This window comes from Streptomyces sp. AN091965, from assembly GCF_022698285.1.
Lineage (GTDB): Bacteria > Actinomycetota > Actinomycetes > Streptomycetales > Streptomycetaceae > Streptomyces.
Map to the genome: position 1 here is coordinate 1216659 of NZ_JALDMY010000001.1, position 7435 is coordinate 1224093.

Here is a 7435-nt window from a genome sequence, read left to right on the forward strand (position 1 = left end):
CGGTGACGGCGGCGCTCGCCTCCTCGACGGCCGCCGGGGAAGCCGGGCCCGAAGGGGCGGTCAGCGGGCGGTCACTCACCGGCTTCCCCGTCCGCCGACGCCCTGAGCCGGCCGACGAGCGCCGTCATCGACGCGACCGTACGGAAGTTGTCCAGGCGCAGATCGCCGCCGCGCACGGAGACGCCGAACGACTTCTCCAGGTGGACGACCAGCTCCATCGCGAACAGCGACGAGAGGCCGCCGGAGGCGAACAGGTCGACGTCGGCCTCCCAGGAGCGCTTGGTGCGCGCCTCCAGGAAGCGCATGATCTCCTTCTCGGTGGCCCCGGTGTCGAAGCTGTTCATCAGTTCTCCTCCTGATACGCGTAGAATCCACGGCCGCTCTTGCGGCCGAGTTCGCCCCGGCGGACCTTGTCGAGCAGCAGGTCGCAGGGGCGGCAGCCGTCGTCTCCGGTGCGCTGGTGCAGGACTTTCAGGGAGTCCACCAAGTTGTCGATGCCGATGAGGTCGGCGGTGCGCAGCGGCCCGGTGGGATGGCCGAGGCAGCCCTCCATGAGGGCGTCGACGTCCTCGGCGGTCGCGGTGCCCTCCTGCACCACCCGGGCCGCGTCGTTGATCATCGGGTGCAGGACGCGGCTGGTGACGAAGCCGGGTGCGTCGCGCACGACGACCTGCTCGCGCCCCAGCGCGGTGAGCAGCGCGCCCGCGGCGGCCATCGTCGTGCCGCCGGTCCGCGCGCCCCGGATGACCTCCACGGTCGGGATGAGGTACGGCGGGTTCATGAAGTGGGTGCCGATGACGTCCTGGGGGCGCTCGGCGTACCCGGCGAGTTCGTCGATGGGAATGGACGAGGTGTTGGAGATCAGCGGGGTGCCGGGGCGCACCCGCGCCGAGACCTCGGCGAGCGCCTCGGCCTTGAGTTCGGTGACCTCGGTGATGGCCTCGATGACGGCGGTGGCGTCGCCGACGCCGTCCGTGCCGGTGGCCCGGGCCAGGGCTCCGGTGGCGGCGCCCGCCGGGAGCCGTCCCATGAGCTGGGCCATGCGCAGCTCGCGGTCGATGTCGTCCTGGGCCCGGTCGAGCCGCTCGGCGTCGACGTCGACGAGCAGGACCGGGACGCCGTGCCCGAGGGCGAGGGCGGTGATGCCCACGCCCATGACCCCGGCGCCGAGGACGGCGATCCGGTGCGGGCCGTGGTCGGCGTGCGGGTCGGGGGCGGTGTGTGGCGCTTGCGTCATGCGCCTCTCCTAGGTCGCTGATGGATGGTCAGGGCGTGGTGCGGGGCGGAAGGCCGACGACCTCTGTGAGCCAGTCGGAGACGGCGCCCGCGGTGGTGGTGACGTGCTCCTCCATCAGGGAGAAGTGGTCGCCGGGCACGTCCACGACGGCCCGCGCGGTGGGCCAGGTGGCCCGCCAGTCACCCGCGTCGGGGTCCGGTTCGCCGAGCGGCTCGGAGGCGCGGACGAGCAGGGTGGGCGCCCGCACGGCGGGGGGTGTCCAGGTGTCCAGGAGGCGGAAGTAGCGGCCCATGGCGGTGAGACGGGTGCCGTCCATGGGGGTCGCGCGCTCCTCGCGGGCGAACATCCCGCCGACCAGGACGTCGTTGAACTGCGTCATCCCGGCGTTGTCCGACAGGTACGTGTCGAGGAGGACCACGGCGGCCGGGCCCGTGCCCAGCTCCTCCAGACGGGCCGCGACGCCGTGCGCGAGCGTGCCGCCGGAGGAGGAGCCCAGCAGGACGAGGGGCCGCCCGCCGAGCTCCGCACGGAGGGTCCTGGCCTGGAAGTCGAGCAGCGCGGCGAGGTCGGCCGGGACCGGTTCGCCGGGCAGGAACCCGGGGGCCGCGAGGGCGCTGACGCCGTACCGGTCGCGGAACCGCGCGGCGAAGCGGGCGTACTGGTGGGCGCCGCCGAGCGCGACGACGGAGCCGAAGCAGACCAGTTCCGGGGCGCCGTCGTGCGGGCACAGGCGGAGCAGTTCGGGCTTGGCCGGGGCCGCCAGGAGTTCGGCGCCGGTGCGGAAGTCGGGGCGCAGCGCGGCGGCGTTCTTCAGGAGGGCGATGCCCTCGTCGACGCGGCCCAGTTCGCAGGCCTGGCGGAAGAGGGTGCCGACGGGGTCCGTGGCCGGGCCCGGCGCGGGCCCGTCGGCGGCGGCCGGTTCCGCCTCCTGTGCCAGTTCGGTACGGAGCCGCTCGGCGAGGCGGGCGGGGGTGCCGCTGTCGAGGACCGTGGTGGGGCGCAGCCGCAGGCCGGTGCGGGCGGCGAGCCGGTTGCGGAGCTCGACGGCGGTGAGCGAGTCGAAGCCGACGGAGAGGAACGCGTCCTCGGCGCCCAGGGCCTCGGGCGTCGCGTGGCCGAGCACGTCGGCGGCCTGGGCCAGGACGAGGTCGAGGAGGATCCGCCCGTGCTCGCCCCGCGCTGCGGCGGCGAGGCGCTGCCGCAGCGGCGCGCTGTCGGCCGCGGGGCGGGGACCGGCGGGCGCCGCCTTGACGAGGGCGCGCAGCAGCGGCGGCACGGCCTGGTCGCGGTAGGCGACGAGGTCGAGGTGGACGGGGACGAGGACGGGCTCGGCCAGGGCGAGCGCGCGGTCGAACAGGGCCGTGCCCTCCTCGGCGGAGAGGCCGCGCACGCCGCTGCGGCGCATGCGCCGCAGGTCGGTGTCGGACAGCTCCGCGGTGAGGCCGCTGCGCTGCTCCCAGAGGCCCCAGGCCAGCGAGGTGGCGGGCAGGCCGAGGCGGTGGCGCTCCGTCATGAGGGCGTCGAGGCAGGCGTTGGCCGCGGCGTAGGTGGACTGGCCGGGGCTGCCGAAGACGCCCGCGGCGGAGGAGTAGACGACGAAGGCCGTCAGGTCGGCGGTCCGGGTCAGGTCGTGCAGATGCCGGGCCCCGTCCGCCTTGGGCCGCAGCACGGCGCTCAGCCGCCGGGGCGTCTGGGCGTCGAGCAGCCCGTCGTCGAGGACGCCCGCGGTGTGGACGACGGCCCGCAGCGGATGCTCCGCGGGGATGCCGTCCAGGGCCTGGGCGAGGGCCGCGCGGTCGGCCACGTCGCAGGCCGTGACGGTGACGCGGGCGCCGGACTCCGCCAGTTCCCGGGCCAGTTCGGCCGTTCCGGGCGCCTCGGCGCCCCGACGGCCGAGCAGCAGCAGGTGGCGTACGCCGTGCCGGGCGACCAGGTGGCGGGCGATGATGCCCGCGAGGACGCCGCCCCCGCCGGTCAGCAGAACGGTGCCGTCCGGGTCGAAGACGGGGCTCGCGGCGTCGGGAGCCGCTGCCGCCCGGGCGAGTCTCGGTGCGTACAACACGCCTTCGCGCAGCACGAGTTGGGGCTCGTCTGCGGCCAAGGCGGCGGGGAGCGAGGCGGCCGTGGCGGCCGGGTCGTCGGTGTCCAGGAGGACGAAGCGCCCGGGGTGTTCGAGCTGCGCCGCGCGCAGCAGTCCCCAGACGGCCGCGCCCGGCACGTCCACGGGCGCGGTGCCGGGTCCGGCCGCGCCCCGGGTCAGGACCACGAGCGGAGCCGACGGGGCCGTGGGGTCCGCAAGCCGGGCGCGCAGCCGCTCCAGGACGGCCGCCGTGGCGGTGTGCACGGCCTCGGGCCCCTCGGCCCCGTCGACCGGCGGGCAGGGCAGCAGGAACGCGTCGGCCTCGGAAGGGTGCACCCCCGCGAAGTCGTCCGGCAGGAGCCGCGCGTCGCGCTCGGCGAGGAGCGCCCAGCGCGCCCCGAGCGCGGGCACGGGCACGGCGGGCCGGTCGAGCGGTGACCAGTCGACGCGGTAGAGCGAGCGGTCGGCGACGCGCAGCCCGTCGTACGACGCCGCGCGCAGCGTCAACGCGCCGATGTCGGCGACGGTTCGGCCGTCCTCGGTGGTGACGCGCACGGTCACGGCGTCGTCGCCGTCGGGCCGCAGGGCCACGCGCAGGCTCCGCCCGGTGCCCGGGCCGAGGGTGACCCGGCTCCACGAGAACGGCAGCGGTACGGCGTCGCCGGTGGCTCCCGTGGTGCGCAAGCCGGTCGTCTGGAGGGCGGCGTCGAGGAGCGCCGGGTGGGCCACGGCGAACGTGTCCGGCATTCCCTCGGGCAGGGTCACCTCGGCGTAGAGGTCGTCCCCGTGTCCCCAGGCGGCGCGCAGCCCGCGGAAGGCGGGCCCGTACGCGACGCCCCGGGAGGCCATGGCCTCGTACAGGTCGTCGACGTTCAGCGGTGCCGCGCCCTCCGGAGGCCAGGGCGTCCGGCCGGGGGCCGCGGGCTCCGCCGGGGCGGGGGCGAGGCCGCCGCCCGCGTGCTGGGACCAGGGTTCGTCCGGCGCCGCGTCCTCGGCCCGGGAGTGGAAGGCGAGCGTGCGCCGGCCCCCGGTGTCCGCCGGGCCCGCGGTGAGCCGGAGGTGGACGCCGCGGGCCGCCTCGTCCCCGTCGGGCAGGAGCAGCGGCGCGGCCAGGGTCAGCTCCTCCACCTGGGCGCAGCCGAGCAGCGCACCGGCGTGGGCGGCCATCTCCAGGAAGGCCACGCCGGGCAGCAGGACGGCCCCGGCGACGGCGTGGTCGGCGAGCCAGGGGTGGGCGGCCACCGAGAGGCGGCCGGTGAAGAGGGTGCCGCCGTCCGGCAGGTCGACGGCCGCGCCGAGCAGGGGGTGCCCGGCGTCGCTCTGCCCCGTCGACGCCGGGTCGCCGGAGGGGGCGGGCGCGTCCAGCCAGTAGCGCTGCCGCTGGAAGGCGTACGTGGGCAGGGCGACGCGGCGCGCGCCGGTGCCCTCGTAGGCGGGCCGCCAGTCGACGGGGAGCCCGGCCGCGTGCGCCTCGCCCAGGGCGAGCAGGAGGCGGCGGGGGCCGCCCTCGTCGCGGCGCAGCGTGCCGATGACCTCGACGTCGGCGGCGTCCGCGTCGGCCGCCGTGTCCGCGATGCCGTAGGTGAGCGTGGGGTGCGGGCTCACCTCGACGAAGGTGCGGTGGCCCGCGTCGAGCAGGCGGCGCACGGCCGGATGGAAGCGGACGGGCTCGCGCAGATTGCGGAACCAGTACCCGGGGTCGAGGTCGTCGGCGGTGAGCCAGTCGGCGTCGACGGCGGAGAGCAGCGGGATCGCCGGCGTGCGCGGGGCGATGTCCGCGAGCGCGGCGTGCAGTTCGTCGCGCACGGCGTCGACGGCGCCGGAGTGGGACGCGTAGTCGACCGGGATGGGGAAGGCCATGAGGCCCTGCCCGGACAGGTCGGCGACGAGGTCGCCGACGGCGGCCGCGGGGCCCGCGACGACCACGACGCGCGGGCCGTTGACGGCCGCGACCGACACCTCGCCGCCGCGCGCGGCCAGCAGCTCCTCGGCCTCGTCGCCGGACATCATCAGGGTGGCCATGCCGCCCCCGCCGGTGACGCGGGCCAGGGCGCGGCTGCGCAGGGCGACCACCCGGGCGGCGTCCTGGAGGGTCAGGGCCCCGGCGACACAGGCCGCGGCGACCTCGCCCTGGCTGTGGCCGACGGCCGCCGCGGGCTCGACGCCGTACGAGCGCCACACCTCGGCGAGGGAGACCATCACGGCGAACAGGGCGGGCTGGAGGACCTCCACGCCGTCGAGGAACGGCGCGTCGTCCTCGCCGCGCAGCATCGCGCCGAGCGACCAGTCCAGGTACGGGGCGAAGGCCCGCTCGCACTCCGCCACACGGGCGGCGAAGACCGGTGACGCGTCCAGGAGTTCGGCCGCCATGCCGGGCCACTGGGCGCCGAGCCCGGGGAAGACGAACACCGCCTTGCGGCCGCCGCGCGGGGCGGTGCCCGTCACGCCGTCGGTGAGCGGCTCGCCGCGCGCCAGCGCACCGAGCCCGTCGAGGAGCGCGCCGCGATCGGCGCCCACGACGACGGCGCGGTCGGCGAACCGGGAGCGCCCGGTGGCCAGGGAGAGGCCGATGTCGGCGGGGCGCAGGGACGGGTCGGCCAGGACGTGGGCGTGCAGGGCGGCGGCCTGGCCACGCAGGGCCGCCGGGCCCTTGGCGGACAGCGGCCAGGCGACGGGGCCCGTGGGCGCCTCGGGCTCGCCGTGCTCCCGCACCGGTTCCTCGGGGGCCTGTTCGAGGACGAGGTGGGCGTTGGTGCCGCTGGCCCCGAAGGAGGAGACCCCAGCGCGGCGCGGGCGGTCCGTCGCGGGCCACGGCGCGGCGGCGGTGAGCAGCGAGACGGCACCCTCGGTCCAGTCGACCTGCGGGGTGGGCCGGTCGATGTGCAGGGTGCGCGGCAGCAGGCCGTGGCGCAGGGCCAGGACCGTCTTGATGACGCCGCCGACTCCGGCGGCGGCCTGGGTGTGGCTGAGGTTGGACTTGAGCGAGCCGACCCACAGGGGCCGTCCTGCGGGCCGGTCCTGGCCGTAGGTGGCGAGCAGGGCCTGTGCCTCGATGGGGTCGCCGAGGACGGTACCGGTGCCGTGCGCCTCGACGGCGTCGACCTCGGCGGGGGCGAGTCCGGCGCTGTCGAGGGCCTGCCGGATGACGCGTTCCTGGGCGGGGCCGTTGGGCGCCGTCATGCCGTTGCTCGCGCCGTCCTGGTTGACGGCGGAGCCACGGATGACGGCGAGCACGGGGTGGCCGCCCCGCCGGGCGTCGGAGAGGCGCTCCAGGAGGACCATGCCCGCGCCCTCGCCGAAGCCCGCGCCGTCGGCGGCGGCGGAGAAGGACTTGCTGCGCCCGTCCGGCGCCAGGCCGCGCTGCCTGCTGAAGCCGACGTAGAGGCCGGGCGTGGCCATCACGGTCACGCCGCCCGCGAGGGCCAGCGTGGCGTCGCCGGAGCGCAGGGCCTGGCAGGCCAGGTGGATGGCGACCAGGGAGGAGGAGCAGGCGGTGTCGAGGGTGACCGCGGGGCCTTCGAGGCCCAGGGTGTAGGCGACGCGGCCGGAGGCGACGCTGGCGATGGAGCCGGTGCCGAGGAAGGCCTCCAGCTCGTCGGGGACCCGGTCGAGGCGGGAGCCGTACTCGCTGTAGATGACGCCCGCGTAGACGCCGGTGCGGCTGCCCTTGAGGGAGCGCGGGTCGATCCCGGCGCGCTCGACGGCCTCCCAGGAGGTTTCGAGGAGGAGGCGCTGCTGCGGGTCCATGGCGAGGGCCTCGCGCGGCGAGATCCCGAAGAAGCCGGGGTCGAACGCGCAGGCGTCGTGGAGGAAGCCGCCTTCGCGGGTGTACGAGGTCCCGGGCGCGTCCGGGTCGTCGTCGTACACGCCGTCGAGGTCCCAGCCGCGGTCGGCGGGGAAGGCGGTGACGGCGTCGCGCTCCTTGACGAGCAGCTCCCACAGGTCCTCGGGCGAGCCGACGCCGCCGGGGTAGCGGCAGCTCATCGCCACGACGGCGATCGGTTCGCGGGAGGCGTCGGCGAGCCCGCGGTTCTCCTGGCGCAGCCGCTGGTTGTCGAGCAGGGAGGCCCGCAGGGCCGCCACCACCTGGTCGTCGGTGGACATGTGCTTCCTTTCCT

General features: G+C 76.6%; 3 protein-coding genes. All 3 read right to left on the bottom strand.

Translation table 11 applies throughout. The annotated features are described in order from the left end of the window. Positions 1–71: 71 nt before the first annotated feature. Genes MQV74_RS04755 through MQV74_RS04765 form a run of 3 tightly spaced genes read right to left on the bottom strand, consistent with a single transcriptional unit; the run spans position 72 to position 7421 of the window. Complete coding sequence (locus MQV74_RS04755; protein WP_242714754.1) at positions 72–344, bottom strand: acyl carrier protein; 273 nt, start codon at positions 342–344, stop codon at positions 72–74. After that, a complete protein-coding gene (locus MQV74_RS04760; protein WP_242714755.1) occupies positions 344–1237 on the bottom strand; it encodes a 3-hydroxyacyl-CoA dehydrogenase family protein in 894 nt (297 codons plus the stop codon). Before MQV74_RS04760 ends, MQV74_RS04755 begins: the two co-directional genes overlap by 1 nt. Before the next feature lie 28 nt (positions 1238–1265). Continuing rightward, on the bottom strand, positions 1266–7421 hold the full coding sequence (locus MQV74_RS04765; protein WP_242714756.1) for a type I polyketide synthase: 6156 nt from the start codon (positions 7419–7421) through the stop codon (positions 1266–1268). Positions 7422–7435: the final 14 nt, after the last annotated feature.

Coding starts and splice junctions, on each gene's coding strand:
- MQV74_RS04755 (WP_242714754.1), bottom strand. CDS start 344: ATGAACAGCTTCGACACCGGGGCCACCGAGAAGGAGATCATGCGCTTC.
- MQV74_RS04760 (WP_242714755.1), bottom strand. CDS start 1,237: ATGACGCAAGCGCCACACACCGCCCCCGACCCGCACGCCGACCACGGC.
- MQV74_RS04765 (WP_242714756.1), bottom strand. CDS start 7,421: ATGTCCACCGACGACCAGGTGGTGGCGGCCCTGCGGGCCTCCCTGCTC.